We start from the raw sequence: 26476 nt of genomic DNA on the forward strand, positions 1-26476 counted from the left end.
CGGGCAGGGCGCTCAGGACGCCTTCTGCTCCGGGCCGCTGGCGGCCTTCTCGTGCTCGGCCTGCTCGGCTGCGGCCTTCTTGGCGGCCTCCTTGGCCTCCTTGTCGAGCTCCTTCGCCTTGGCGGCGTAGAGGTCGACGTACTCCTGGCCGGAGAGCCGCATGATCTCGTACATGATCTCGTCGGTGATCGAGCGCAGGATGTAGCGGTCGTTCTCCATGCCGGCGTAGCGCGAGAAGTCCAGGGGCTTGCCGAAGCGCACCACCGGTCGGGTCCACGAGCCGTAGACCTTGCCCGCCGGGGCGACCACGTCGGTGCCGACCACCGCGCACGGGATCACCGGCGCACCGGTCTCCAGAGCGAGTCGCGCCACCCCGGTCTTGCCGCGGTAGAGCTTGCCGTCGTGCGAGCGGGTGCCCTCGGGGTAGATGCCGAACAGGTCACCCTCGCCCAGGATCTTCATCGCCGACTTCATCGCGCCCTCGGCGGCGTTGGCGCCCGAGCGGTCGATCGGCACCTGGCCGGCCCCGGAGAAGAACTTCTTCTGGAACCAGCCCTTGATGCCGGGCGAGGTGAAGTACTCCGCCTTGGCGACGAAGGTGACCCGGCGGTTGAGCGTCAGCGGCATGAACAGCCAGTCGGCGTAGGACAGGTGGTTGCTCGCCAGGATCGCGGGCCCCTCCTCCGGCACGTGGTCGACACCGAAGGCCTTGGGCCGGAAGACCAGGCGGAGCACCGGCCCGAGGGCGACCCACTTCAGGAACCAATAGAGCACGCGGAGAAGCCTAGTCCTGCGCCGCGGTGACCCGCTCGATGAACTCTGCCGACTCCGCGAAGATGCGCGGGGCGTCGTTGTCGAGCGTGGCCACGTGGTAGCTGTCCTCCAGCACCCGCTCCTCGAAGTCCTTCGACGACAGCCCGGCGTTGAGGGCCCGCGAGCTCGAGATGTCGACCACGTGGTCCTCGGCCGAGCGGAAGAACAGCACCGGCACGGTGACGCGGGGCAGGTCCTTGCGCAGCTCGGCGTATCCGGCGAACATCGACGCGGCCGCCTTGAGCGGGGTGGTCGGGTAGCCGTGCTCGTCGGCCCCCGGCTTCTTGATGTCGTTGGCGATGCCGGGGAAGCCCGGCACCAGGTGCTTGAGCACCGGCAGCAGCTTGACGTCCTTGCGCATCGTGTCCACGGCCGCGTTGACGACGACGATGCCGGCGAGGTCCTCGCCGTGGTCGGCAGCCAGGCGCAGGCACAGGGCGCCGCCCATCGAGAGGCCCACCGCCACCACTGCGTCGTTCTCGGCCGCGAGCTTGTCGAGGGCGCCCTCGACCGTGGCGACCCAGTCGGCCCAGGTGACCTTGTTGAGGTCCTGCCAGCGGGTGCCGTGGCCCGGGAGCAGCGGCATCTCCACGGCGTAGCCGCGGGCGGCCAGGTCCTCGGCCCACGGACGCATGGAGACGGGGTTGCCGGTGAACCCGTGCTGGACCAGCACCCCGATGCGTCGGCCCCCGGTGAGCTCAGGCCTGGCAGGGGCGGACATCGGCGCCACGAGGGCCGGGTCGAGGGGCACCTGCTGGGCGCCGCGGAAGGGGATCCTCACAGCGCACAGTGTGCACCACGTCACCCACCGGCCGTGGTGCGAACTCACCGCGTCGCGGAACCATCTGCCCGGTACCGTTGCGGGGTGACCACGCCTGGCGACGAGAGCCGCACCGAGCTCGCATGGCGCGAGATCGTCGAGCACTACGGCGAGCGCGTGGTGCTGCCCGACGACGAGGCACCGGCCGGCGCTGCACCCCGTGCGGCTCGCGCCCACGAGCCGGTCGAGGGTCCGACTCCCGAGGCGCTCGCCGACGACCTGGTCGACGACGACGAGGTCTCGATCCGCGAGGACGCGATTGCCGAGGCCGAACGGTTCCGCCCACCCGCGCCCCCGCCGCTGCCCCGCCCCCGCACCTGGCAGCGAGGCGTGGCCTGGGCCGGCATCTTCGTCGCGCCGCTCATCGCGCTGGTCATCGCCCTGTTCTCGATCTACGTCGCGCCGCTCGTGGGGTGGGCGCTCGTCGCCTGGTTCGTCGGGGGGTTCGCCTACCTGGTCCACGAGATGCCTCGCGGACGTGACCCCTGGGACGACGGTTCCCGGGTCTGAGAGGGGTCATCCGCCGGCCACCCCACCCCGGCGAGTAGCAGCACCGCCCCGATCATTGCGTAGTAGTTGAGGAACGCCTGCTTGGCGATCACCACGGTCGCCAGCAGCCCCAGGCCGACGCACAGGGCGAAGGCGGTCGGCCCCGGCTTGGCGCGCGCGGCCACCAGCGCCGACGCCACCAGCCCGACGAGCAACGAAACGGTTGTCAGTGGTGAGGGGATCTCGCCGGCGACGGACTGGACGAACGGCAGCAGCGAGACCGCGTCCTCGCGGAACGGCTGGATGAGCTGAAACTCGACGGCCGACCGCACGAACGCATCGGGGTTGAGCACGACGAACGGCGTCACCACTATCAGACCGACAGCGACTGCCCCCAGCACGACCCTGGCCCCGACGCTCCGCAATATCGGCCAGAGTGCCGGGACGAAGACGACTGAATACTGCTTGGACGCGAAGAACAGCCCGAGGCTGGCCGCCAACAACGAGCCGTGATGGCGGTGCATGCTCCACCATGCGAGAGCGAAGATGCCTACCATCACCGCTTCAATCCAGTAGTTCGCGATGAGAAACGGCGTCGCCGGGCTGAGCGCAAGCACCACGATCGCGACGCGCCCGAGACGGTCGATGGCCACCTGCCAGCCCAGCACCAGTGCCAGCGCCACCCCGGCGGCGTGCATCCATACGGCGTCGGCCAGCAAGTGGGCTGGGAGGTCGAGGAGAAGAACGGCAGGCAGGTAGGGGTAGCCGACGACGACGCGGCCGTCCTGCACCACACCGGGACCGTAGAATCGGGCGGACTCACCGGGCTCGTATACGTCGGAGATCGTGATGGCGTAGGGCGACTGGCCATGGGCCAACGCATCCAGCCCACCCCGCACGAACAACTTCACGTCGATGGGCTGGTCCCACCCAGCGATCACGCCCCACAGGAGGATCGCGCACCCAGCCGCCAGAAGACCCAGCGTGACGCAACCGGGAGGCCCGCTCCCAAGGACCACCCGTGCTCCTGCGACCACCGTCACTGAGGCCGAGGCGGCGACGAGCGGCGCGGCCGCACCCTGAGCCAGGGAGATGCCGGCGCACAGCAGCACGCCGACCAGCGAGGCGAGCGCCATCAGCCACAGCACCGGCCATGCAGGCACGTTGCGCGATGGGCCGCGAACGCCTCGCAGGACCGCCAGTCCCAACGCTATGAGCAACAAGCAGTAGGCCAACGAGAGCGTCGGACGTGACGTCCAGGGGCACAGCAGGCACACCGTGCCAGCGACGAGGGTCGCAGCGCGGGCCGTTGAAGGTCTCGAATCGTCCTCTGGCACCGGGTGAGTATGGCAAGGATACAGTCGCTCCGTGGGTGCGAAGGAGACGGTCGAGGTCACTGGCCACCTGATGGACAGCGGCCTCCTGTCGCGCATCCTCGACGACATCCGCGACTACGGCGGCGACTACGTCCTCGACCGCTTCGACGTCGGCCACGACGCCCACGACCCGAGCAGCGCCCTGATCACGGTCGAGGCCGCCGACGAGGAGAGCCTCCAGCGCCTGCTGATGCGCCTGCAGACCAGGGGCGTGAACGCGATGGCCTACGGCGAGGCGACGACGCTGCTCGCGGAGCAGGACGGCGTGCTCCCCGACGGCTTCTACTCCACGACCAACCTCGAGACCCGGGTGCTCCTCGACGGCGCGTGGCACGACGTGGAGAACCCGGAGATGGACTGCGGCCTCGTCGTCGACGAGCACGCCGGGGAGACGCGGATCCGCACGGTGCCCATGTCGGACGTCCGGGCCGGAATGCGCATCGTCGTGGGCGCGGCGGGCATCCGGGTGCCGGCGCCGTCCCCCGTCGGCGCCGCCGAGACCTTCGCCCCGGCCGAGGGCGACGCGGCGGAGCGGCCGCAGACGGTGCTGGTGCGCCAGGTGGCCGACGGGATGCGCGAGGCGCGCGCCGCCGGCAGGCGCATCCTCTGGGTGGCGGGGCCGGGCGTCGTCCACACCGGGGCGGTCCCGGCGATGGTCGCGCTGATCGAGGCTGGGTTCGTCGACGTCCTCTTCGCCGGCAACGCGCTCGCGACCTACGACATCGAGTCGGCGCTCTACGGCGCGAGCCTCGGCATCGAGGTCTCCACGCAGGGCGGCTCGCACGGCCACGAGCATCACGTGCGCGCGCTCAACACCGTCAGGAAGGCGGGCTCCATCGCAGCCGCCATCGACGAGGGCACGCTGACCAGCGGGCTCATGCACGCCCTGGTCACCCACCACAAGCGCTTCGTCCTGGTCGGCTCGGTGCGCGACGACGGCCCCCTCCCCGACGTTCACACCGACGTCCTCGAGGGACAGCGCGCGATGCGGGCGGAGGTCCACGACATCGGCTACTGCCTGATGATGGCCACCCACCTCCACTCGGTGGCGACCGGCAACATCCTGCCGGCGACCGTGCCGCTGGTGTGCGTCGACCTCGACGCCGCGACCGTCACCCGGCTCGCGGACCGCGGGTCCAGCCAGGGCCGCGGCATCGTCACCGACGTCGGGCTCTTCCTCGAGCAGCTCGCCCTCGAGCTCGCCCCGGACTACCGCCTCGGCTGAGCGTCTGCGACCCCTGACACCAGCAGCGCGGCACCGATCATCCCGGCCTCCGGGCCCAGCCGGGCCGCCACGAGGTCCGGCACCGTGCGGTGCGCGGCACCGACGAGCGCACGACGCAGCGCCGCCCGGGCCGGGTCGAGCAGCTTGTCGCCGGCGGCCGAGACGCCCCCGCCGACGACCACGACCTCCGGGTCCAGTGCAGCGACGAGGTTGGCCGTGCCGACGCCGAGCCAGTCCCCCACCGACGCGAAGGCCTGCCGGGCGACGAGGTCGCCCTCCTCCGCCGCCGCGGTGACCATGGGACCGGTCACGTGCTTGGGGCGCCCACCGCTCATCTCGCTCAGCACCGAGGGCTGCTCGCCCATCAGCGTCCGGGCGTTGCGCACCAGCGCGTTGCCCGAGGAGTACTGCTCCCAGCACCCGCGCCGTCCGCACTCGCAGGGCTGGCCGTCGGGCACGACCTGCATGTGGCCGAACTCCCCGGCCATCCCGTTGGCCCCTCGCAGCACGTGCCCGTCGACGAGCACCGCCCCGCCGATCCCGGTGCCCATCGTGACCATGAGCGCCGACGAGGCACCCCGCGCGGCCCCGTGGTGGGCCTCCGCCCGAGCCGCGCAGTTCGCGTCGTTGTCGAGCACGACGGTGCAGCCCAGCCGCTGCTCCAGCACCTCACGCAGGGGCTCGCCCTGCCAGGGCAGGTGCGGGGCGAACATCACCCGCTCGCCGCGGGGATCCACGAAGCCCGCGGCAGCGACCCCTACCCCGGCGAGGCGGCGCCCCGCAGCTGCCTCCACGACTGCCTCGACCAGCGCGTCCTCCACCTGGCCGGCGACCACGCGGCGCCCCGGCGTCGTACGTCGTGCCGTGCCCGAGACCACGCCTGCGCGGTCCACCACCCCGGCCAGCACCTTCGTGCCGCCGATGTCGACGCCGACCACCACGCTCGCGCTCATGGCCGACATCCTCGCGCACTCGCCGGATGGGCCGACTGGACCACTCGTCTAGTCACTTATGACCATCTTGCGTCACCACCCCGCCGAAGTGCCGTCAAACGAGCGACAGCCGAGGTCGGCGACTCCTACGGTGTAGGGCGGGTCATCTCGAGGAAAGGCACTTCATGCGCAGGCGCAGTCACACACACGGTCGCACCGAGAGAGGTGCCTCCGCGGTGGAGTTCGCGCTCGTCGTGATCCCCCTGTTGATGATCGTCGCCGGAATCATCAACTTCGGCTTCGTCTTCGCGCAGCAGCTCGCCCTCGACAACGCCGTGCGTGCGGGAGCGCGGGCCGGCGTCGTCGACACGGGCAACGACCCGGCCACCGTCACGCAGACCGAGTGGGAAGCCGCTGCTATTGGGAGGGACCTGACCAGCGGTTTCAGCGTGACATACGGCCCCCGGAACACGTGTGAGGACAGCACCTTCGGCGACAGTCTGATAGTCAAAGGTGCCGTGAACTCGCGGTTCATCATCCCATGGCCGATCCCAGGGGTTCGGCAGTCGGTCAACCTTTCCAGTCAAGCGGAGTTCCAGTGCGAGTACGAGTGACAGAATCCCGCAGTGACGAGCGAGGCGTCGTGGCCGTGCTCGTCGCCATCCTGGCAGTCTTTCTCATCGGCCTCTCGGCATTCACCATCGACCTCGGTGCTGCTTACGTGAGCAAGCGCAACCTGCAGAAGGCCGCCGACGCCGGCGCCCTCGCAGGTGCGCAGGCGCTCACCAAGTTTCCCGGGACGTGCAACTCCGTGGCGTCCAACTCCACAGCCGTCGCTGCCGCCCACCAGGCGGCCATCGACATCGCCAAGAAGAACTATCCGGACCCGAGCTGGGTAGAGGACACGACGTGGGGGGTGAAGTGCGACCCGCGGCTGAAGGTGCTGCTGGTCACCTTCGGCAACTCGGGGACCACGAAGGCCCAGTTCACCGGCGTCTTCAACGGTCGACGCGAGCTGACGACCAATCGCGGCTCGGAGGCGACCGTCGACGTGGCGCCGGGCGTTAAGGAAGGGATGCGGCCGCTCGCACTGTGCTCGGCCTCCTTCGACCCCGCCTATATGGACCGCAGCGGCGACTTCGTCCGCATCCACTTCCCGGGCGCGGGCCGGGTGCCGCCGGCGGCATGCAACGTGAACCTGTCCGGCAACTGGTGGCTCACCGACTGTCCTGGCGAACGCACCGGAGCGGCGGGCGGGCCGGGCGGGCTCGAAGACCAGATCCGCAACGGATGCCAGGATCCTGTCTCGGTCATTCCCGGGCAGGACGACGCGACCACGCCGGGTGCACTTACCGTCGTCCTCGACGATGCATGCCCCACGGCCCCGCAGTACTCCGAGACCTGCATGAGCGGCAACCCTGGCAACATCACGCAGGGCCACACCCCCGAAGCGTGGGAGGACTTCATCGACAGCGGCCAGGAGGGCGTCTTCCCGGTCTTCTGCGCGCCCACCTCTTGCTCGGCCGTGACGGCAACCGGCAACGGCACCAACACCATCTTCCCCGTCTACAAGCTCGTGAGCGCGTACATGTGCGGCTTCCACTTCGACGCGGCCAACCGCTACGACTCGTCGCACGCCAACTGCAGCGGCAATCCCTTCCCGACAATCGGCGACAACACGTCGAACAACTACTTCGTGTTCAAGATCGTCAATTTCCGCACGAGCATCTCCAACAGGGAGTCCGAATGTGCTCTGGGGGCGGAGTGTGACGGCGGGCTCCGGCGCACCCGCCTCACTGGCTGACAGCCTCGGACTCTCGACGGCGCGGCTTGCCCTACTCGGACGGCCACTCGCCGTCGAGATCGATGTGCTCGACGTCCACCGACCCACCCTGGGGGGGTTCGACGTTGGCCATGAAGGCGGCAGCAGCCTGGACCAGCGACGCGGCGGCGCTGCCGAGGTGACCGGTCACCTCCGGGCTCAGACGCCGTACGGCGTGGATGGTGCGGCACAGCGGGCAGACGGTGCACTCCGCGGATCCGGTGGCGAGGTGCTCCTCGAGGTCGTGCGCCGCAGCTGCCGCCTGGGCGGCGAACCCGCCGAGGCCCTCGCCGGCGTCGCCGGCATGCTCGCGCGCCCAGCCGGACAGGGCACCGAGGAGCTTGGCGGCCTCCTCTCCCAACGACCCGACCTCGTGCGCGTCCGCCCCGTCGCTCACGTGACCTCCCCCGCCGACATCTCGGACCCGCGCTCGGTGAACCTCACCTGGAGCTGACCGTCGTGCACCCGCGCACCGGCCACCCGGTGCCTCGCGAGCCCCGTGGGCAGCGTCAGCAGGCGACGATACGACCCCACCGAGACCACGAGCTCGTCGCCCTTGCGCGCGAGACGCACGTCGTCACGACTCGCGAGTGGGAGGGGCAGCGCCATCACCACGCCGTCGCCCTGCTGCCGCACCTGCATCGCGGGGCGCTCGTTCCCCGAGGCCAGCGGGTCTACGTCGCCGTAGACCGCGGCCGCGAGGTCCAGCAGCTCGTCGTGCCCCACCGGCTCGACGTCGCGGTAGACCGAGGTGCGCAGGTCGAGGCCGGCGAAGGAGTCGGCGGCGTCGACCAGCACCGCGCGCTGCGCCGCCACCCACGTCGAGCGCCACGCGTCGGCTCCGCCGTCGGGGAAGACGCGGTTGACGATCGCGGCATCCACGGCATAGCCGAAGAGGCTGAGGAACGTGTAGGCGCGCCGGGCCTCGGCCAGCACCACTGACTCCGGGGTCAGCACGAGCCGCACCGAGGCGTCCGGGCCGGTCAGCAGGGCGCGTACGTCGTCGAGCTCGGCGTGCAGGCGCTCGATCCCGTCGAAGAACAGGTCACCGGGCATCGGCACGCCGGCCGCCCGGGTCAGCACCGGCTTGAGCGCCTTGACGACCCGGCGCTGGGCGGGGTGGACCCGGTCCATGTACCACCCGAGCGCCTCGGGGAGCGCGAGCAGGCGCAGGGTCTCGGCGGTCGGCGCGCAGTCGACGACCAGCACGTCCCACTCCCCCGACCGCGCCCGGGCACGCACCTCCAGCAGTGCCAGCACCTCCTCGGCACCGGGGATCACGGTGAGCTCCTCGGCGGTCACCGGGTCGACCCCGGCGGCGTCGAGCACGCTGAGCAGGTAGCCCTGGATGTCGCCCCACGAGCGCTCGAACCGCTCCTGTGCGTCGACGTGCTGCACCCAGAGACCCGGCACCGCCTCGGTGGGCTCGGTGGAGGCAGGCACGTCGAGCGCGTCGGCCAAGGAGTGCGCGGCGTCGGTCGACAGCACCAGGGTCCGGTGGCCGGCCGCCGCGGTGGCGCACGCCGTGGCCGCAGCGAGCGTCGACTTGCCGACGCCGCCCTTGCCGGTGAAGAGGAGGATCCGCACGGACCCGGGTGTCAGCGCTGCTCGACGCGCTTCTTGAGACCCTTCAGCGCGGTGTCGATGAGGATCTTCTCGCCCTTGCGCTTCAGCATCCCGATCAGCGGGATGCTCACGTCGAGGGCCAGGCGGTAGGTCACCTCGGTGCTGCCGTCGCCGCGGCCCACCAGCGTGTAGGCACCGTCGAGGGCCTTGAGCATCTGCCCCTCGACGAGGGTCCAGGTGACCTCACGGTCACCGTCCCAGTCGTAGGCCAGGGTGTACTGGTCCTTGATCGGCGAGACGTCGAGGGCGAAGTAGACCTGCGCGGCCCGACCGCCTGCACCCGGCGCCGTGACCTCTGCCTGCTGCACGCCCTTGGCCCACTCGGGGTAGGACTCGAAGTCGGCGATGACGGCCATCACGTCGGCCGGAGGGGCGTCGATCGTGATCGACGAGGAGGTCTGTTCGGCCATGGCCGGAGCCTAGCCCAGCCCCGGCCGTACCCGGAGAACGTGACCGGAGATAGCCTGCGCTTCGCACACCACTGCCGATCCGGGAGGTTCCACCGTGCGTGAGTTCTCCACGCCGCTCTCCGTCGCCCTCCCTTCCACCGGGAACCTCACCGACGACGTCGTCACCAACGCCCTGGAGGCCGCCACCAAGGCGATGTTCAGCCGCGCCACCGACGATGGGTGGGTCGACGTCACGGCGGAGCAGTTCCACCACGAGGTCAGCGCGGTCGCCAAGGGCCTCATCGCCGCGGGCGTCGAGGCGGGTGACCGCGTCGCGCTGCTGTCCAAGACGCGCTACGAGTGGACGCTCCTCGACTACGCGATCTGGTTCGCCGGCGCGGTCACGGTGCCGATCTATGAGACGTCGTCCGCCGAGCAGATCGGCTGGATCCTCGAGGACTCCGGCACCCGGGCCGTGGTGGCCGAGGGCCCCGACCACCTGGCGCGCGTGCGCGAGGTGCGGCAGTCGCGCGACCTCGCCGAGCTGCAGCACGTGTGGTCGATCCAGGACAACGCCGTCGACGTGCTGAGCCGGCTGGGCTCCGACATCTCCGACGACGTGCTCGAGCAGCGACGTACGGCCTCGGGCCCGGGTGACCTCGCCACCTTGATCTACACCAGCGGCACCACCGGTCGCCCCAAGGGCTGCATGCTCACCCACGGCAACTTCATGTTCGAGCTGGGCGTGGCGGTCGACGAGCTGCACGAGCTCTTCGACGCCGAGGACTCCTCGACGCTGCTGTTCCTGCCGCTCGCCCACGTCTTCGCGCGGATCATCCAGGTCGGGGCGGTGAAGAGCCGCACCCGGCTCGGCCACAGCTCGGACATCAAGAACCTCGTCGCCGACCTGGGCGAGTTCCACCCGACGTTCATCCTCGCGGTCCCCCGGGTCTTCGAGAAGGTCTTCAACAGCGCCTCACAGCGCGCCACCGCCGACGGACGCGGCAAGGTCTTCGACCGGGCGGCGGACGTCGCCATCGCGTGGTCGCGTGCGCTCGACGGACCGAAGGTGCCGCTGCGCCTGCGCGCCCAGCACGCGCTCTTCGACCGCTTGGTCTACGCCAAGCTCCGCCAGGCGCTGGGCGGCTGCTGCGCCCACGCCGTCTCCGGCGGCGCGCCGCTGGGCGACCGGCTGGGCCACTTCTACCGCGGCATCGGCCTGACGGTGCTCGAGGGTTACGGCCTCACCGAGACCACCGCCGCGCTGACCGTCAACCTGCCGGACGCGCAGAAGATCGGCACCGTCGGTCGGCCCCTGCCCGGCACCAGTGTGCGGGTCGGCGACGACGGCGAGCTGCTCTTCAAGGGCGGGCAGGTCTTCACGGGCTACTGGGGCAACGACACCGCCACGCACGAGGCCGTCGACCGCGACGGCTGGTTCCACACCGGCGACGTCGGCGAGGTCGACGACGAGGGCTTCGTGCGCATCACCGGGCGCAAGAAGGAGATCCTGGTGACGGCGGGAGGCAAGAACGTCGCGCCCGCCGTGCTCGAGGACCGCCTGCGCGCCCACGCGCTGGTCGACCAGTGCCTGGTCGTCGGCGACGGGCAGCCCTTCATCGGCGCGCTGGTGACGATCGACCGTGAGACCTTCCCCGGGTGGGCCGAGCAGCACGGCAAGTCCGGCGACGTACGCGCGCTGGTGGACGACCCCGACCTCGTCGCGGCCGTGCAGACGGCCGTCGACGACGCCAACAAGGCGGTGTCGAAGGCCGAGTCGATCCGGAAGTTCGCGATCCTGCCCGACGAGTGGACCGAGGAGGGCGGGCAGCTCACGCCCAGCCTGAAGCTCAAGCGCAACGTCGTGGTGCGCGACGCGCGGGCCGAGATCGAGGCCCTCTACAGCGTCTGAGCGGCCCCCTCCGGTCGGTCCGGGTCGACCGACCGGTGAGCGTGCGCCGCCGGGAGTGACCACGCCCGCGTAGTCACTTCGGGTGGTGTCCGGGCCACTTCCGGGTGGTTTGCACGGTTTAGCCCGCGGCTCCCCCCCGGCGGCCCTAGATTCGCTTCGCTGGGAGGGCATCGGGGCCGATTTCACGCAAGGCCCTGACACCCCCTGCGCGCCCGGGATCCTCGACAGTGTGGGTCCCACGACCCCCGCGAAGGACCGCACCATGGGACGCCGTTCAGTTCTGCTCCTCGTCGCCGCACTCATCGCGCTCGCCGGCACGGCCATGATCGTGCTCTACGTCCAAGGCATCGATGCCCGAGCGACGAAGGACCAGGAGCTCGTCGAGGTTCTCGTGGCCACCGCGACGATCGAGACCGGCGAGACCGTCGCCGACGCCCAGGAGGCCGGCAAGATCGAGAAGTCCGAGGTTCGCCGCGCCGACCTCGTCGACGGAAGCCTGTCCTCGACCTCGTCGATAGCCGACCTCGTCGCGATCGGTACGGTCTATCCCGGCGAGCAGCTCATCGCCAAGAAGTTCGGCAGCCTGGGCGACACCCAGGGTCTGGTCATCCCGGACGGCAAGATGGCAGTGTCGGTCGAGCTCACCGACTTCGAGCGCGTCGCCGGATTCGTCAACCCCGGGAATGAGGTCGCCATCTTCGCAACGCCGCAGGACCTGGTCGCACTTCTCCCAGACGACAAGGAAAAGAAGCTCGGCGACTACACCCGCATCGTGCTGACGCGCGTCCCTGTTCTCGGCGTCGGCACCACGAGCGTCACGTCGAAGACCACCAAGACCGAAGACGGAGACCAGGTCGCCGAGGAGGTCGCCCGTACGATTCTCACCCTCGCCGTCACCCAGGACGAGGCCGAGAAGCTGATCCAGGCCGACCGCAACTCCGATATCACCTTCGCGCTCCTCACCGACGAGTCGAAGGTGGCGGACAACCCCGGAGCCAGGCCCGGAGACCTCTTCCCGGAGCTCTTCGCTGGGAACCTGCGGCCGTGACTGCCATCCTCGAGCCGGACGCTGCCCAGCGAGGCGTCCTGCAAGCCATGCTCCACGGGTCGGTCGCGTTCGCCGACCCGGCCGGTCTCGACGAGCACATCCGATCCGCGGCCAACGAGTTCGCGGTCGTGATCGGCCCCTCGGTCGCCAGTGAGACTGCGGCCGAGCTCGCCCAGTGGGCCCGCGTCCACCGCCCGGACCTCGGCGTCATCCTGCTCCGCTACGACGTGGACAGCGCGGCTCTGTCCCTGGCGCTCCGCAGTGGCATGCGAGAGGTGGTGGCGGCGCGCGACCTGGCCGGCATCACCACCGCCGTCGCACGCGCACGGAGCGTGGCCAGCGCCATCGGGCAGACCCTGCTGGACGAAGTCCAGGCCGCGGCGCAGACCGCCCGCGCCGAGGTGGCAGCGGAGGTCGCACAGGCCGCTGCAGTCGCGCAGGCTGAAGCCGACGCGCCGCGCGGCAAGGTGATCACGGTCTTCTCGACCAAGGGGGGGGTCGGCAAGAGCCTGGTCGCGACAAACCTCGGTGTCGCCCTGGCCAGAGGCGGACACTCGACGTGCCTGGTCGATCTCGACGTCAACAGCGGCGACGTCGCGATCATGCTCCAGCTCACCCCGCAGCGCACGATCAACGACCTCGTCGGCTTCAACGGCGTCATCGACGCAGAAGGCATCGCCAGCATCCTGACCCACCACTCGGACAACCTGATGGTTGTCGCGGCGCCAGTCCGGCTGGACTCTCCGGACCAGGCGTCCGTCGACGACATCGGGAAGCTCCTCGACGCGCTCCGAGCCATGGTGGACTTCGTGGTGGTCGACACCTCTGGCGTGTTCGACGACAACGCGCTGTGCGCCCTCGACCGCTCCGACCTGATCGTGCTGGTCGGCACGCTGGACATCCCGTCCCTCAAAGCGCTCAAGCTCGCCACCAGCACGCTGGACATGCTCAACTTCCCCAAGGCCACGTGGAAGTTCGTGCTCAACCGCGCCGACGGCAAGGTCGGCCTCACCGCCGACGAGTACGAGAAGACACTGGCCCTCAAGGCGGACTGCTCACTCGTGTCGAGTCGCGAGGTGCTGGCAGCCGTCAACCGTGGCGAGGCGCTGGTCAGCGCGTACCCCGGACATCCCAACAGCAAGGCCCTCGTCGCGTTCTCCAAGGACGTGATCGAAACCCTCGGCGCCTCCGCCGCGGGTGAGGGCGACCCGTCCAGCCGGAAGTCCAGTGGCTCCCGGCTCCGCCTGAGGAGGGGCTGACGTGAGCCTGACAGACCGACTGGCCGCCGCGCGCGGACGCACCACCGAGACGCTGGACGCCCCGCCCGCCCCCGGGGGCGCCGGCCCCACCCCGGCGACGACCACCGTCCCGGTGACGGCGACGAGCACGTCCGGGGCGGACGCGCGCCGCAAGGCGGCGCCTGCCAAGGCTGACCCGTTCCAGGACCTCAAGCGGATCGTGCACCAGCGGCTCGTCGAGGCCCTGGGCCCCAAGCTCTACGACGCGCACATGACGCAGTCCGAGCTCGAGCAGCAGGTGCGCCTCGCGCTCCAGACGGCCATCGCCGACGCCGACATCCCGATGTCGTCGGCCGACCGCACCCGGGTCTCGCAGGAGATCGCCGACGACATCCTCGGCTACGGACCGATCGAGCCCCTGCTGCGCGACTCCACCCTCACCGAGGTCATGGTCAACTCGTTCCAGGACATCTACGTCGAGCGCAAGGGCAAGCTCGTGCGGGTCGACACCTCGTTCACCGACGAGGCCCACCTGCGTCGCACCATCGACAAGATCGTGAGCAAGATCGGGCGCCGCGTCGACGAGACGAGCCCCATGTGTGACGCACGTCTGCCCGATGGCAGCCGTGTCAACGCGATCATCCCGCCCCTGGCGCTCGACGGGTCCAAGCTGACGATCCGCAAGTTCTCCGAGGACCCCTACACGGTCGACGACCTGATCAACTTCGGGACGCTCACGCCCGCGTCGGCCGGCCTGCTCGAGGGCTGCGTGCGCGGGCGGCTCAACATCCTGGTCTCGGGCGGCACCGGCTCCGGCAAGACCACGACCCTCAACGTGCTGTCGTCGTTCATCCCCGAGGACGAGCGGATCGTGACCATCGAGGACGCCGCCGAGCTGCGACTGGGCCAGGACCACGTCCTCCGGCTCGAGTCCCGCCCGGCCAACATCGAGGGCAAGGGAGCGGTCACCATCCGCGACCTGGTCAAGAACTCGCTGCGCATGCGGCCCGACCGCGTCGTCGTCGGCGAGATCCGTGATGCCGCCGCGCTCGACATGCTCCAGGCGATGAACACCGGCCACGACGGGTCGATCTCGACGCTGCACGCCAACACCCCGCGTGACGCCCTCGCCCGACTCGAGACGATGGTGCTCATGGCCGGCATGGACCTCCCGGTCCGCGCCATCCGCGAGCAGGTCGCGAGCGCCGTCGACCTGATCATCCAGCAGACCCGTCTCAAGGACGGCACGCGCCGCATCACCGCGATCACCGAGATCGTCGGCATGGAGGGCGATATCATCACGACCCAGGACGTGTTCCTCTTCGACTACGGCGCTGGCGTCGACGAGAACGGCCGGTTCAAGGGTGGGCTGAAGTCCATGGGCCTGCGTCCCCGGTTCCTCGAGCGTCTGACCGACCACGGCGTCCACGTGGACCCGGCGATCTTCGCCACGGGTGGAACCCTGCGATGAACCGTCTCCGCCCCTCCCTGGCCGGTCGCGGGTCCGCGGCCCTCGTCGCGGGCGCGATCCTCGTGCTCAGCGCGGCCCTCCCGGCCCACGCCGAGGACGAGGTCAACATCGACCACGTCGAGTCCAAGGACGGCGACGTCTCGCTCGTGCTGGCCGTGGATGGGATCCCCGGAGGTGCGGAGGTGGATCCTTTGACGGTACAGGTCGAGATCGAAGGCCGTGCGGTTGAGTCCTCCGCCAAGCTCATCTCCGCCGGCGACGTCGAACGCACCACGGTGCTGGTGCTGGACGCGAGCAACAGCATGCGGCAGGGCGACAAGTTCACTGCCGCAAGCACCGCCGTCGACACCTTCCTCGCGACTGCTCCCGAGGACGTCCGAATCGGCCTCGTCGCCTTCGCCGGCGACCTGGGCACCGTCGTCGAACCGACCACGGACCACGACGCCGTGCGCAGTGCGCTCGCCGACATCGAGCTGCGCAAGGGGACCGCGGTCTACGACGGAATCGCCAAGGGCCTCGACCTGGTCGGCACCGAAGGCTCCCGCTCTTTGTTGGTCCTGTCCGACGGTGGCGACACGAGCAGCGCGACCACCCTCGACGTGGTGAGCAAGGACGCGTTGGACGAGGGCGTGGTCGTTGACGTCGTCTCTCTGGCCAACCCCAAGAACGCCGCCACCATGTCTGACCTCGCCGACGGCACGGGCGGGCAGGTGATCCCAGCCGAGCAGGGTGCGCTCTCCTCGGTCTTCTCGGCCCGGGCCGACGCCCTGGCCAAACAGCTGCTCGTCAGCTTCCAGCGGCCGCAGGACGTCTCGGGGGAGGTCAACATCGGCGTGAGCGTCGACGCCTCCGGCACCACGTTCACCGACTCGGCCTTCGTCTCGGTCGGCGCTACGGCTGCCGGGCCTGACCTGGTGTCGTCGGGCAAGTCGCTCGTCGGCACCCCCGGCATGCTCTTGGGCGCGCTGGCGCTGGGACTGGGTTTCGCCGGCATCCTCGCGGTCGTGCTGGCCGGCCCCAACAAGTCCTCCGCCGACCGGCGTCTCGACGCCTACTTCGGGGACTCCACTGGCGGCAAGCGGAAGTCCGATGCCAGCGCCGATCTGAGGGGTTCCGCAGTCGCCCTCACCGACAAGGTGGTCTCCGCCGACCTCGAGACCCGCATCTCCACGCGGCTCGCTGGTGCAGGGTCGGCGCTGACGGCCTCGGAATGGTTGCTCCTGCACGCCGGCCTCGCGGTCGGGTCGGCGCTCGCGTGCTTCGTCCTCGGTGGTCCCGGTCTGGCCTTCCTCGGTGGTCTGATGGGCGCGGTCGGTCCTTGGCTCTACCTCCGGGTCCGGCACTCGCGCCGGCTCAACAGGTTCAACGCCCAGCTGGCTGAGACCCTCGGTCTCATGGCGGGTGGCCTCCAGGCTGGACTCTCCCTCCCCCAAGCGGTTGACAGCGTCGTGCGCGAGGGCAACGAGCCCATGGCCGGCGAGCTCCGCCGTGCGCTGGTCGAGCAGCGTCTCGGCGTCGACATCACCGACGCGCTCGAGGGAGTCGGCCAGCGGATGGACAGCAAGGACTTCGACTGGATCGTCATGGCGATCCGTATTCAGCGGGAGGTCGGTGGGAACCTGGCCGAGATCCTGCACACCGTCGCCGACACGCTTCGCGAGCGGGACTACCTGCGCCGACAGGTCAAGGCGCTGAGCGCCGAAGGACGGCTGTCCGGCTACATCCTGACCGGCATGCCCCCGCTGATCGGGTTTTACATGACGTTCGCCAACCCCGACTACATCGCCCTTCTTTACACCACCGTGCCGGGGTTCGTGCTCCTCGGCCTGGCCACTGCGCTGCTGGCCATGGGCTCCTTCGCCATGTCCAAGCTCTCCAAGGTTGAGGTCTGACATGTCCATGACTCTGTTGCTAGGCGCCACGCTGCTCTGCGGTGCGATGATCCTGGCCCTCTCAGTGATCGGCGTGATGACCACCGAGCGTCGCGGTGTGGCCCGGTCCGTGGCCGCCGTCCAGGCGCTCGACTCGGCTCCCAGCGTGCTGAAAGAGGAGATCGAGCGCCCCTTCGCCGAACGAGTCATCGCGCCGCTCGGCGAGCGTCTGGTCGGTCTGGGACGCAAGATGGTGCGGGCCGACACCGCCCGTAAGCTCCAGTATCGCCTCGACATCGCCGGCAACCCTCCGGCGTGGGACGTGAACCGCATTCTGGGGCTGAAGGTACTCGGGATGGCCCTGGTCGGTGGCCTGTGCTTCCTCTACGGCCTCGCCAGCCCGTGGTCGGTCATGAAGGTCGTGGTCGCCACGGTGCTCTCGGGCGCTCTGGGCTACGTCCTGCCCAACATCTTGCTCTACAACGCAGGACAGAAGCGCTCGACGCTCATGCGCAACGCGCTTCCGGACGCGATGGACCTCCTCACCATTTCGGTGGAGGCTGGCCTCGGCTTCGACGCAGCAGTAAGTCGGGTGGCGAAGAACGGCACTGGCCCGCTGCAGCAGGAGTTCTCCCGCCTGCTGCAGGAGATGCAACTGGGGGTGGGCCGGGTCGACGCGATGCGAGCGATGGCGGACCGCACCTCGCTGCCGGACCTGAAGTCGTTCTGCAGCGCGATGATCCAAGCCGACAGCCTTGGCATCCCTGTCGCGCGGGTGCTGCGCATCCAGAGCCAGGAGATGCGGACCAAGCGCCGCCAACGCGCCGAGGAGAAGGCCCAGCAGGTCCCGGTGCGCATCATGATCCCGCTCGTGCTGTTCATCCTGCCCTGCTTGTTCATCGTCATTCTCGGCCCGGCCGGGATCCAGATGTCACAGACGTTCTCGAAAATGTGACCGTGTCATGACCCCGACCGTGTCGCAAGACGCCAGCGCGCCCAGACCCGCGCTGCAGTCCTGGCGCACCACCACGGCCGTGCGTGTGTTCGCGCTGGCACTGGCGACCGGCACCACGCTCAGCGGCGGCGCTTTCGTGGAGTCGATCCCGATCGTCGTCGTGCTCGCTCTCGCGGCGGCGGTCACGTCACTCTTGGAGTGGATGACCCGCAATAAGCCGCTCCACTGGCACGCCGTCGCGGAGGCCGTTGCGGTCACGATCCTACTCGTGGCCACCCGGTCGACCGACGATCTCGGCGCCTACTTGGCCGTGCCGTCCATTTCGGCGGGCGTGCGCTACGGACTGGTCACCGCGACCAACGTCACCATGGTGTCGCTGCTGGCGGCCGCTGCCACCGTCGCCGCCGAACCGTCGTCGGCGGCGCTCGGCCGGATGGGCCAGGCCGTGCCGTGGCTGGCGATCGGGCTCGGAGTGGGGCTTCTTGCCGGCCTCCAGTCCCGCGCCACCCGCACGATGGCGGCTCGGCAGGCGCCGTACGCCACTGCGCACCAGCTGATGGAGCGGATCCACCGTCTGGCCAGCTCGGGGAGCCTCGGCCTCGACAGCTCTGCCCTTGCGGCAGAGCTCGACGCTGCCATGCGGCGCGCCACCGGCTGCGCCCGGTCGACAGTGTTCGTGGTCGAACCGGACGACTCGCTGCGACCTCTCAACGGTGGCGACGACGTCGAGCGCATGGCCGCCGAGATTGCGCTGCTGGAGTCCGAGCGCACGCCAGGCGCTGCCGTCGTACCGCTGCGCGGCTCCCAACAGGTGCTCGGACACTGCGTGCTGGTCGGCGTGCCTCGCTGGACACCCGAGCTGGACGAACTCGCGCTACAGGTGGCTGACGAGTTCGCGCTGCGTCTCGACACCGCCGTCCTCTTCGACGACATCCGTGCCCTGGCCACGTCGGAGGAGCGCAACCGCATCGCGCGCGAGATGCACGACGGCGTGGCGCAGGAGATCGTCGGGCTCGGCTACATCGTCGACGAGATCGAGTCGATGAGCGACCATGATCAGACCCGGGCGCTCGCCTCAGAGCTCCGCGAGGAGATCACCCGCCTGGTCTCGGAGATCCGCTTCTCGATCTTCGACCTGCGCCACCAGGTCACGGACGGGCGACTGTCGAGCCCGCTCGCCGACTACGCACGCGAGGTCAGCCACGCGACCGGTCTGCGGGTACACCTCTCGCTGGCCGAGTCGGGCCCTCCCCTGCCGCCCCGGACCGCCACCGAGGTGCTGCGCGTGGCCCAGGAGGCGATCGGCAACGTGCGCAAGCACGCGCGTGCCGAGAACCTTTGGGTCACCCTCGACTCCGACGGCTCGACGCTTCGGCTCGAGGTCGCGGACGACGGTGTCGGCAACGCCGGGCCGCGCGAGCACCACTGGGGACTCCAGACCATGCGAGAGCGCGCCGCTACCGTCGGCGCCCAGCTCGCCGTCACCCCCCGCCACGACGGCGGAACCGTCGTCAGCCTGCGGTCCCCCAAGGCCGCTCCCCCAGAAGGAGACACTGCCCATGGGCACCACCGTGCTATTGGTTGACGACCACGAGCTGATCCGTCAGGGCCTGGCCCGAGCTTTCGAGCGTGACGACGACATGACCGTGGTCGGCCAGGCGAGCAGCGTCGGCGAGGGCATTTCGTGCTGGCAGGAGCTTCAGCCCGATGTGGTGGTCACTGATCTCCAGATGCCGGGAGGCAGTGGCCTCGACGTCGTGCGCGCGATCCGCACGGCGAGCGACTCGACCGGGGTGGTGGTGCTCACCATGCACGCCGGCGACGACCAGATCTTCGCCGCCATGGAAGCGGGAGCGTCGGCGTTTGTCGGCAAGGACACCCGCGCCGCGGAGGTGGTCAGCGCGGCGAGGCACGCCGCCGTTGCTCCTCGCACATTCCTGTGCGCCGGCCTCAGCCAAGCCGTCATGCGAAGGGCAACCTCGCCTGCGCCGCCAAAGTTGTCGGGCCGCGAGGCCGAGGTGCTGACGCTGCTTGCAGACGGACTCGGGACCGGCGAGATCGCGTCGACCCTCTACATGAGCGAGTCGACGGCCAAGACCCACATCACCCACATCTACCAGAAGCTGGGCGCCGCCAACCGTGCGCAGGCATTGGTGACGGCCATGCGGCTGGGTCTGCTGGACCGCGCCTCGCCCGAGCGCTTCTGAGCCCCGACGAAGCATGCTGGCCGGCGCACGCGCGGGGGTCGACCAGTAGTCACAAGGGACTAGCCAGCGCGAGCCGATCGCCCGATCCGTGGTCGGGCAGATGTCGGCAGGCTCCTCGTTGTCGGGTCCTCCGGGCTCGGGGCCGAGACCTAGTCCTTTAGACCAAGGGGAATCACATGCTCGAGAAGTTCGTCGCGTTCCAGCTCTTCATGACCGCACCGCGCAAGGACGACAAGGGCGCCACCGCCGTCGAGTACGGCCTSATGGTCGCCCTCATCGCCGTCGTCATCATCGCCGCCGTCACCCTGCTCGGCACCAAGCTCAGCACCCTGTTCAACRACGTGGGCGGATCGCTCTGACAGAGCRCCCSACCCTCACGAGAGCCGGCCCCGTCGTCAGACGGGCCGGCTCTCGTTCGTCTGCCCGGGGTTCGACCCGGTCGAGCTGCACGCCAAGCTCCCGTACCTCCTCCCCCAGACCTCCCCGGAACCTCCCCCGGACCGACTGGCTCGCCAACCCGCATGGCGAGGACCGCGTAGTCACATGGGACTACAGGGGTACAACCGGTCGCCCGATTCGGCGCACACTGCCGACTTGGCACAGTTCTTCGTGTCGGGCTCTGGCAGACCAGGCCCGCCTCATCACTCAGACATAGGGGAAACAACATGCTCGAGAAGTTCATCGCTTTCCAGCTCTTCATGACCGCACCGCGCAAGGACGACAAGGGCGCCACCGCCGTCGAGTACGGCCTCATGGTCGCCCTCATCGCCGTCGTCATCATCGCAGACGGGCCGGCTCTCTTCCATCCGCCTGTCCGACCCTCCATGACGCGCATGCAGGCGGCGTGTAGTCACATGGGACTACATGAGTACAGCCGGTCGCCCGATTCGGGGCACGCTGCCGACTTGGCACAGTTCTGGATGTGGACCTGACAGATCCGGGCCCGCTCATCACTCAGACCTAGGGGACATCATGCTCGAGAAGTTCATCGCCTTCCAGCTCTTCATGACCGCACCGCGCAAGGACGACAAGGGCGCCACCGCCGTCGAGTACGGCCTCATGGTCGCCCTCATCGCCGTCGTCATCATCGCGCTCTGACGGCAGCCGCAGACCTCGTGAGCCGGCATCGTCGCTGCGACGGTGCCGGCTCACGCTCGTTCCTCCACGACAGGAGACCCAGATGTTGTCGCACCTCCTCCGCCGGCTGCGGCGCGGCGAGCAAGGCGCCACCGCCGTCGAGTACGCACTCATGGTGAGCGGCATCGCCATCGTCATCATCGCCGGCGTCACGCTATTCGGGACCAAGGCGAGCGAGCTCTTCCTCATCCCCGCCGGCGTCTTCGGCCCCTGATCCGCCAGGTACGGGCGAACCCCCGCCGCCCGTTGTTGTCGCCGCGCTCCGCTGCTCGACAGCCGAGCCGTCAACCGATCATGCCTCGAAGCGCCTGGCGCCAGCCTCGGGTGAGCGACGTAGGTTGGATGCCGGCGTGCGCCAGGACGCGTTCCAAAGGACTTCCAGCCGCTGCCGCGTCGTAAACGGCCACCAGCCCCCGCTCCCCCAGCCGCTCAGCGATGATGCGGCAGGCGAGCCAGGCTTCCTCGTACTGCGCTTGGAGGTCCTCCGCGCGGGTGTCGAAGTCAGCCGCCGTAGGCAGGTCGCGCGGCACCCCGTCGCGGCGTACAGCCTCGATCGCACGCCCCAACGTGACGCGATCGGGCAGGCGCACGTCGCGCAGGGCGACGTAGTCTGCGAAGCCCTCCAGCAGCCACGGCTCGACCGGGCTGCGCACCGCGTCGGTGAAGACATGGACGAGCTCGTGGCTCATCACCACCTGGGCGCCTGCGCGGCGCAGCGCGGATGTCACGTCGGGGTTGAGGAACACGTGGACCGGCGCCTCGTCGTCCGACGCGTCACCCGGCGTCGTGGTCACCGCTGCGATCCCGGCATAGGTGCCGGGCTCGACGCCGAGCGTCGCGTCGAGGCCCGCGGCTGTGGCCGGCACCTCGACGACCACGGGACCGACGCGCGCTGGCAGCACGCGGCTCACCACCCCGATGCCCACCCTGACGCGCCGGGCGGTCGCCTCCGCCACTGATCTCTCGCCGTCAACGAGCACCAGCACGCCGTCGGTGCGGACGACCGCGAGCTCCCCCTGCAGCCACAGCGGCACCCGGGCGCGGTCCTGCGCCGCGAACCCCGTGATCGCGAGCCCGTCCTCCGTCGGGGCGAACCCGACGGCGACGTCGGCGCTCGACGCGCCCTCGTCGACCCCTCCGAGCCGCCAGGTGAGGTCGACGACACCCGTCCACGAGCCGTCGGCAGCGACCGTCCCGACCTGGTCGACGTAGCGGGCCTCGACGTCGCGCAGAGCCAGCGCGCGGGCGTTGTGGGCGACGGCGGAGAGCAGCTCCTGCGCGGCCGCGTCGTCCGGAGGGGCGAGGGCACCCAGCGCGGAGTCGTCGCGCGAGCGGACGCCCGCCACGAGCGAGGCGACGGCGGCAGCGGCCTCCGCGGGACTGGCGCGGGGGGCGTCCACCGGTCGCGGCTCGACGTCGTGACGCCCGGATCGGGTCAGGACCACCGCGAGCACCACGACCAGGCACAACGAAAGGCCGGCCGCCCACAGGAGTGGGCGACCGGCCTTCGAGGTCTGCGGGTCAGCCAGGGCGGACCGCGCCGACGTAGGGCATCGAGTAGAGGCCCGCGACCGCGACGCCCGTGCCGGGGTTGGCCGCGTGCACGATCATGCCGTTGCCGATGTACATGCCGACGTGGCTGATCGGGCTGTAGTAGAACACCAGGTCGCCCGGCTGCAGGTCGCTGGCCGCGATGTGCGGGCCGGAGCCGAACTGCGCGCTCGACGAGTGCGGGAGCGACACGCCCGCCTGGGCCCAGGCGCGCATCGTGAGGCCGCTGCAGTCGAATGCGTTCTCCCCCATCGCGCCGTAGACGTAGGCGTCACCGACCTGAGCCATGGCGTAGGCGACAGCGGCGGCCGCACGACCCGACGCCGGCACCGAGGACGGCACCGTGACAGGGGCGCGCGAGCTGCTGCGGGAGGCGGCGAGGACTCGCTCGCGCTCGTCGGCCTCGAGGTCGGCGAGGAGGTCCTTGGCCTCGGCGAGCTTGGTGTCGACCGTCTTCTTCTCCGCGCTCAGCTGGTCGGTGAGCTCGGAGATCTCGGCGGCGCGGTCGTCGGTCGCCTCGCGGCGGATGTCGAGGGCCTGGAGCTGGGTGTCGTAGTCGGAGAGCAGCGAGGCCTGGAGGTCGTTGAACGACGACATCGTGGACAGGGTGTCCAGGAACGAGCCCGGGTCCTCGGAGACCACGATCTGGCCGACGGTCGAGATGCCCTCGCCCTCGAGCTGGCGCACGACCGCGTCGGAGACCTGGTCGCGCACGGCGTCGAGCCGCTCGTCCTGGCGCTGCTGGTCGGCCTTGAGCCCGGCGAGGTCGCGACGCAGGTCGGCCAGGTCGAGCTCGGCGTCGTGCAGGCGCTCCTGGGCGGCCTCGGCCTCGTGGTAGAGGCGATCGACGCGGACCTTGACGTCCTTGATGTCGGGGTCGGCCTGCGCGGGGGTGGCAGGCACGAATGAGATGGCGGCGATCGCGGACAGTCCGAGCACGGTCGCGCCAGCTCGCTTGCGGGTGTGAGCCACGAGCGGGGGTTCTCCCTCAGGGTGTCGTACGCCTACCGGGTGAGCTGACGGGTTCGGCACGACTGTCCTACCCCTGCTCCACGCACCGCTCACGCGATGCGCCTCGCAGGGGATTCACCCCAGGGGGAAGGTTGGTTCCCCGGCTCGCCGACCACGATCATGCAGGGGTGTGGCCCACGACTCGGCGCGACGCCCGCGCGGGCCGGGTGACCCACTGCCACGGACGTCAGGGACACCCTAGACCGGAGAAGTTGGCCTCGCCAAACTTCCCGCGATTCATCTCAGACTGATCTCAAGCTGCTCGGCGCGCACGTGACCGACCCGATCCTTGAGACGGAGGAAGGGCTCCTCGACGCACCGCCAGGACAGGTGGACCACGAGCGCGGTGAGCAGGGCTGCGAGCAGAAGAGCCGGCCACCGACCGGGTGCTGCCAGGGCCGCGGCACCCCCGACGAGTGGATGGTGCCAGAGGTAGATCCCGTAGGACCTGCGGCCGACGAGCTGGAGCTTCGGCGACGCGAAGAGTCCGACAGCGGGGCCCGGCGCCACGAGCACGATCGCGAGGGAGGTCGCCGCCGCCACCAGGGTCGGCAGCACCAAGACGGCTACGCGCGGGTCCTCGACCATGCTCGAGGACGCGACGAGGCCCAGCAGGCCCGCGGCCGCCCACGGGTGGGCTCGACCCGGCGCACGGGTGTGGAGCCACAGCGCGGCCAGGCAGCCGATGAGGAGGCCGTCCATGCGGGTGTCGGCACCGAAGTGGACACGAAGGACCCCACGACCGTCGTCCCACAGCATGAGGCGCAGCACGACAGCTGTCAGCGAGCCGAGTCCGGCGACCAACGTCGCGAACGCGAACCGGCCCCTCCCCAGCGCGAGGACGACGATCAACACGCACGGCCACACGATGTAGAACTGCTCCTCGATCGCGAGGGACCAAGTGTGGCCGATTGCCGAGTCGCGCCCCTGCATGGCGGTCGTGTAGTTGCCGACGTAGAGGATCGCGCCGACGAAGTCACGTCCGGATGCGACCACTGGCGCTTGGGACACCCAGGTGACCACACCCATGGCGGCGAGGAACAACATGAGTGCCGGGAAGAGGCGACAGGCGCGCCGGAAGTAGAAGCGCCTGAGCGAGACGGCGCCGCTGGCACGGTGCTCCTCGAGGAGCAAGGTAGTGATCAGGAAGCCGCTGAGGGCGAAGAACATCGTCACACCGACATTCCCCGCCAGCGGCGGCAGGAAGCCGGCGTGGCACGCGACGACGACAAGGATGGCTGCGGCACGAATGACGTCCAGCTGCAACCGTCGCCTCGGCTGCCAGCCGTCTCCTGCATCCATGGCGAGCATGATCCTTCACACGCGCCGGTTCGGCAGCAGATTGGTCATCTGACTCAGGCGGACTCGATCATCGGCCCGGCCACAGGCTTGACCAGCCGCAGCGGCGGCACCAGCCCTCCTGAGGCCAGCGCGTCCAGCGCGGCCAGCTCGTCCTCGTCAATGGTGAGGTCCGGTGGCGGGCCCAGCAGCACCGTGACCACGCAGTCGTGGCAGTGCAGGCCGCGCACCACGCAGGTGTGGCAATCGATCCGTGTCGTCATGTCCCGAACGCTCGCAGGTACCACCGACACTGATGATGTTCCTGCCCTGGGGTCGTGACTCAGCCACCGACTGTCGGCCTGCTGGCTTGACCCTCAATTGGACCGTCCGGCCCCGAGGCATCCGCGCGCCGGCCGGGCGGACATGACCTCATAAGAGCCTGGCGAAGCCTCATCAGTGTCCTGTCTGGTCGCCCGACCGGCGTCGACCCATCCCATCGACTGGAATCGACACGGAAGGCAGATTCATCATGACAGTGACCGCTTTGGAAACCGGCACGATCTTCGGCGGGATCGACACGCACGCGGACACCATCCACGTCGCGGCGATCGAAGCCTGGGGTCGCCAGCTCGGCGACCAGGAGCTCCCCACAACACCGACGGGCTATCGCAACGCGCTGGCGTTCTTGACCGGCCACGGCGCGGTAACCGGCATCGGGATCGAGGGCACCAGGTCCTACGGCACCGGTATCGCTCGGACTGCGGTCGATGCCGGGTTCGACGTGCGCGAGGTCGTACGCCCTGAACGATCGGTGCGCAGACGCCAAGTCAAGTCGGATCCAATCGATGCCTACCAAGCCGCCCACGCCGTGCTGAGCGGCCGGGCCACCGCAGCAGCCAAGACAGCTGACATCGCCGCGCTACGCGCGCTGCACAACGCTGCACACGATCGCGATGGCACGAATGCGCAACCACCCGCGCACCAAGGCCTTCGTTCAACTCCAGCGGGACGCAACCGGTCCACCCCGGAGATCATGAGAATCCTCAAGCGCGCCATCGCCCGGAAGATGTACAAGCAACTCACCAAGCCCCACGACGACCTCCACGTCCACGACCTACGACCAACCCGGCAAGCCGAGAACGTCACCCTCGAGGCAGCCGCCCGAGCACTCGGCCTGGCAACCGTCACGATCAGCCGCACCGAACGCGGACAATTCATCACTCCCGAGGTCGTCCAGCGCTACCGAGAGTGGCTCGAAACGGCTTGACCATCCATAGGAGCTTCAACGGGCTCCCGGCGTGT

The 26476-nt window shown here is 69.7% G+C and carries 28 protein-coding genes and 1 riboswitch; of the genes, 17 read left to right on the forward strand and 11 right to left on the reverse strand.

The window, feature by feature from the left end; all coding sequences use genetic code 11:
• Positions 1 to 12 precede the first annotated feature (12 nt).
• Complete coding sequence (locus tag ASG76_RS09825) at positions 13 to 774, reverse strand: lysophospholipid acyltransferase family protein (RefSeq protein ID WP_056602340.1); 762 nt, start codon at positions 772 to 774, stop codon at positions 13 to 15.
• 10 nt (positions 775 to 784) lie between these two features.
• Complete coding sequence (locus ASG76_RS09830) at positions 785 to 1594, reverse strand: alpha/beta hydrolase (protein ID WP_235529496.1); 810 nt, start codon at positions 1592 to 1594, stop codon at positions 785 to 787.
• A gap of 84 nt (positions 1595 to 1678) precedes the next feature.
• On the opposite strand from ASG76_RS09830, the gene ASG76_RS09835 reads away from it, so the two are divergent.
• A complete protein-coding gene (locus ASG76_RS09835) occupies positions 1679 to 2143 on the forward strand; it encodes a hypothetical protein (RefSeq protein ID WP_056602341.1) in 465 nt (154 codons plus the stop codon).
• Here ASG76_RS09835 and ASG76_RS09840 read toward each other — a convergent pair.
• Positions 2083 to 3459 carry a hypothetical protein gene (locus ASG76_RS09840; RefSeq protein ID WP_157559055.1) on the reverse strand — a complete coding sequence of 459 codons (1377 nt, stop codon included), beginning with the start codon at positions 3457 to 3459 and terminating at the stop codon, positions 2083 to 2085. The two genes, ASG76_RS09835 and ASG76_RS09840, sit on opposite strands and share 61 nt — an antisense overlap.
• 31 nt (positions 3460 to 3490) lie before the next feature.
• On the opposite strand from ASG76_RS09840, the gene ASG76_RS09845 reads away from it, so the two are divergent.
• Positions 3491 to 4723, forward strand: coding sequence for a TIGR00300 family protein (locus tag ASG76_RS09845; protein ID WP_157559056.1), 1233 nt, complete (start codon positions 3491 to 3493; stop codon positions 4721 to 4723).
• On the opposite strand, the gene ASG76_RS09850 is transcribed toward ASG76_RS09845, so the two are convergent.
• Positions 4708 to 5676 (reverse strand): ROK family protein, encoded by a 969-nt coding sequence (locus tag ASG76_RS09850; RefSeq protein WP_056602812.1) that lies wholly within the window; start codon positions 5674 to 5676, stop codon positions 4708 to 4710. The two genes, ASG76_RS09845 and ASG76_RS09850, sit on opposite strands and share 16 nt — an antisense overlap.
• A 215-nt stretch (positions 5677 to 5891) precedes the next feature.
• On the opposite strand from ASG76_RS09850, the gene ASG76_RS09855 reads away from it, so the two are divergent.
• Together ASG76_RS09855 and ASG76_RS09860 are read left to right on the forward strand one after the other, a co-directional pair.
• Positions 5892 to 6269, forward strand: a complete 378-nt coding sequence (locus ASG76_RS09855; protein WP_056602343.1) for a TadE/TadG family type IV pilus assembly protein — start codon at positions 5892 to 5894, stop codon at positions 6267 to 6269.
• Between the two features lie 29 nt (positions 6270 to 6298).
• Positions 6299 to 7459, forward strand: coding sequence for a pilus assembly protein TadG-related protein (locus tag ASG76_RS09860; protein WP_056602344.1), 1161 nt, complete (start codon positions 6299 to 6301; stop codon positions 7457 to 7459).
• Between the two features lie 31 nt (positions 7460 to 7490).
• Here ASG76_RS09860 and ASG76_RS09865 read toward each other — a convergent pair whose 3' ends face one another.
• The 3 genes from ASG76_RS09865 to ASG76_RS09875 are packed head-to-tail and all read right to left on the reverse strand — an operon-like array spanning position 7491 to position 9513.
• A complete protein-coding gene (locus tag ASG76_RS09865) occupies positions 7491 to 7874 on the reverse strand; it encodes a hypothetical protein (protein ID WP_056602345.1) in 384 nt (127 codons plus the stop codon).
• Positions 7871 to 9064, reverse strand: coding sequence for an ArsA family ATPase (locus ASG76_RS09870; RefSeq protein ID WP_056602346.1), 1194 nt, complete (start codon positions 9062 to 9064; stop codon positions 7871 to 7873). The genes ASG76_RS09865 and ASG76_RS09870 overlap by 4 nt, the downstream gene beginning before the upstream one ends.
• A gap of 11 nt (positions 9065 to 9075) precedes the next feature.
• A complete protein-coding gene (locus ASG76_RS09875) occupies positions 9076 to 9513 on the reverse strand; it encodes an SRPBCC family protein (protein ID WP_056602347.1) in 438 nt (145 codons plus the stop codon).
• Positions 9514 to 9607: 94 nt separating this feature from the next.
• On the opposite strand from ASG76_RS09875, the gene ASG76_RS09880 reads away from it, so the two are divergent.
• The 12 genes from ASG76_RS09880 (at position 9608) to ASG76_RS18775 (ending at position 21545) form a co-directional block, all read left to right on the forward strand.
• A complete protein-coding gene (locus ASG76_RS09880; RefSeq protein WP_056602348.1) occupies positions 9608 to 11404 on the forward strand; it encodes an AMP-dependent synthetase/ligase in 1797 nt (598 codons plus the stop codon).
• 85 nt (positions 11405 to 11489) lie between these two features.
• A complete protein-coding gene (gene cpaB, locus ASG76_RS09885) occupies positions 11490 to 12452 on the forward strand; it encodes a Flp pilus assembly protein CpaB (protein WP_157559057.1) in 963 nt (320 codons plus the stop codon).
• Positions 12449 to 13711: an AAA family ATPase gene (locus ASG76_RS09890; RefSeq protein WP_157559058.1), complete on the forward strand. Its 1263-nt coding sequence runs from the start codon at positions 12449 to 12451 to the stop codon at positions 13709 to 13711. The genes cpaB and ASG76_RS09890 overlap by 4 nt, the downstream gene beginning before the upstream one ends.
• A gap of 1 nt (position 13712) precedes the next feature.
• On the forward strand, positions 13713 to 15161 hold the full coding sequence (locus tag ASG76_RS09895) for a CpaF family protein (protein ID WP_056602351.1): 1449 nt from the start codon (positions 13713 to 13715) through the stop codon (positions 15159 to 15161).
• Positions 15158 to 17053 carry a type II secretion system F family protein gene (locus ASG76_RS09900; RefSeq protein ID WP_056602352.1) on the forward strand — a complete coding sequence of 632 codons (1896 nt, stop codon included), beginning with the start codon at positions 15158 to 15160 and terminating at the stop codon, positions 17051 to 17053. Before ASG76_RS09895 ends, ASG76_RS09900 begins: the two co-directional genes overlap by 4 nt.
• Before the next feature lies 1 nt (position 17054).
• Complete coding sequence (locus tag ASG76_RS09905) at positions 17055 to 17987, forward strand: type II secretion system F family protein (protein ID WP_056602353.1); 933 nt, start codon at positions 17055 to 17057, stop codon at positions 17985 to 17987.
• Between the two features lie 7 nt (positions 17988 to 17994).
• On the forward strand, positions 17995 to 19572 hold the full coding sequence (locus tag ASG76_RS09910) for a histidine kinase (protein WP_056602354.1): 1578 nt from the start codon (positions 17995 to 17997) through the stop codon (positions 19570 to 19572).
• Positions 19547 to 20194: a response regulator gene (locus ASG76_RS09915; RefSeq protein WP_056602355.1), complete on the forward strand. Its 648-nt coding sequence runs from the start codon at positions 19547 to 19549 to the stop codon at positions 20192 to 20194. The genes ASG76_RS09910 and ASG76_RS09915 overlap by 26 nt, the downstream gene beginning before the upstream one ends.
• Positions 20195 to 20370: 176 nt before the next feature.
• Complete coding sequence (locus ASG76_RS09920; protein ID WP_056602356.1) at positions 20371 to 20553, forward strand: Flp family type IVb pilin; 183 nt, start codon at positions 20371 to 20373, stop codon at positions 20551 to 20553.
• A 306-nt stretch (positions 20554 to 20859) separates the two neighbouring features.
• Positions 20860 to 21126: a Flp family type IVb pilin gene (locus ASG76_RS09925; RefSeq protein WP_056602357.1), complete on the forward strand. Its 267-nt coding sequence runs from the start codon at positions 20860 to 20862 to the stop codon at positions 21124 to 21126.
• A gap of 40 nt (positions 21127 to 21166) precedes the next feature.
• Entirely contained in the window at positions 21167 to 21292 is a 126-nt protein-coding gene (locus ASG76_RS19090; protein WP_157559059.1) for a Flp family type IVb pilin, read from the forward strand.
• A gap of 82 nt (positions 21293 to 21374) precedes the next feature.
• Positions 21375 to 21545 (forward strand): Flp family type IVb pilin, encoded by a 171-nt coding sequence (locus ASG76_RS18775; protein WP_082587418.1) that lies wholly within the window; start codon positions 21375 to 21377, stop codon positions 21543 to 21545.
• Between the two features lie 70 nt (positions 21546 to 21615).
• Here the strand turns inward: ASG76_RS18775 and ASG76_RS09930 are convergent, their stop codons facing one another.
• From ASG76_RS09930 to ASG76_RS09945, 4 genes are all read right to left on the reverse strand, one after another.
• Positions 21616 to 22731 carry a hypothetical protein gene (locus ASG76_RS09930; RefSeq protein WP_157559060.1) on the reverse strand — a complete coding sequence of 372 codons (1116 nt, stop codon included), beginning with the start codon at positions 22729 to 22731 and terminating at the stop codon, positions 21616 to 21618.
• A gap of 121 nt (positions 22732 to 22852) precedes the next feature.
• Positions 22853 to 23785 (reverse strand): C40 family peptidase, encoded by a 933-nt coding sequence (locus tag ASG76_RS09935; protein ID WP_235529498.1) that lies wholly within the window; start codon positions 23783 to 23785, stop codon positions 22853 to 22855.
• A 96-nt stretch (positions 23786 to 23881) separates the two neighbouring features.
• Positions 23882 to 24041: riboswitch (cyclic di-AMP (ydaO/yuaA leader) on the reverse strand.
• An 89-nt stretch (positions 24042 to 24130) separates the two neighbouring features.
• The gene (locus ASG76_RS09940) at positions 24131 to 25195 is read right to left on the reverse strand and encodes an acyltransferase family protein (RefSeq protein WP_162254103.1); all 1065 of its coding nucleotides are present in this window, start codon (positions 25193 to 25195) and stop codon (positions 24131 to 24133) included.
• A 53-nt stretch (positions 25196 to 25248) separates the two neighbouring features.
• Positions 25249 to 25455, reverse strand: a complete 207-nt coding sequence (locus tag ASG76_RS09945) for a hypothetical protein (protein ID WP_056602361.1) — start codon at positions 25453 to 25455, stop codon at positions 25249 to 25251.
• 248 nt (positions 25456 to 25703) lie between these two features.
• On the opposite strand from ASG76_RS09945, the gene ASG76_RS09950 reads away from it, so the two are divergent.
• A complete protein-coding gene (locus tag ASG76_RS09950) occupies positions 25704 to 26441 on the forward strand; it encodes an IS110 family transposase (RefSeq protein WP_056602362.1) in 738 nt (245 codons plus the stop codon).
• Positions 26442 to 26476 lie beyond the last annotated feature (35 nt).

The organism is Nocardioides sp. Soil774 (genome assembly GCF_001428125.1).
Taxonomy (GTDB): Bacteria; Actinomycetota; Actinomycetes; order Propionibacteriales; family Nocardioidaceae; genus Nocardioides.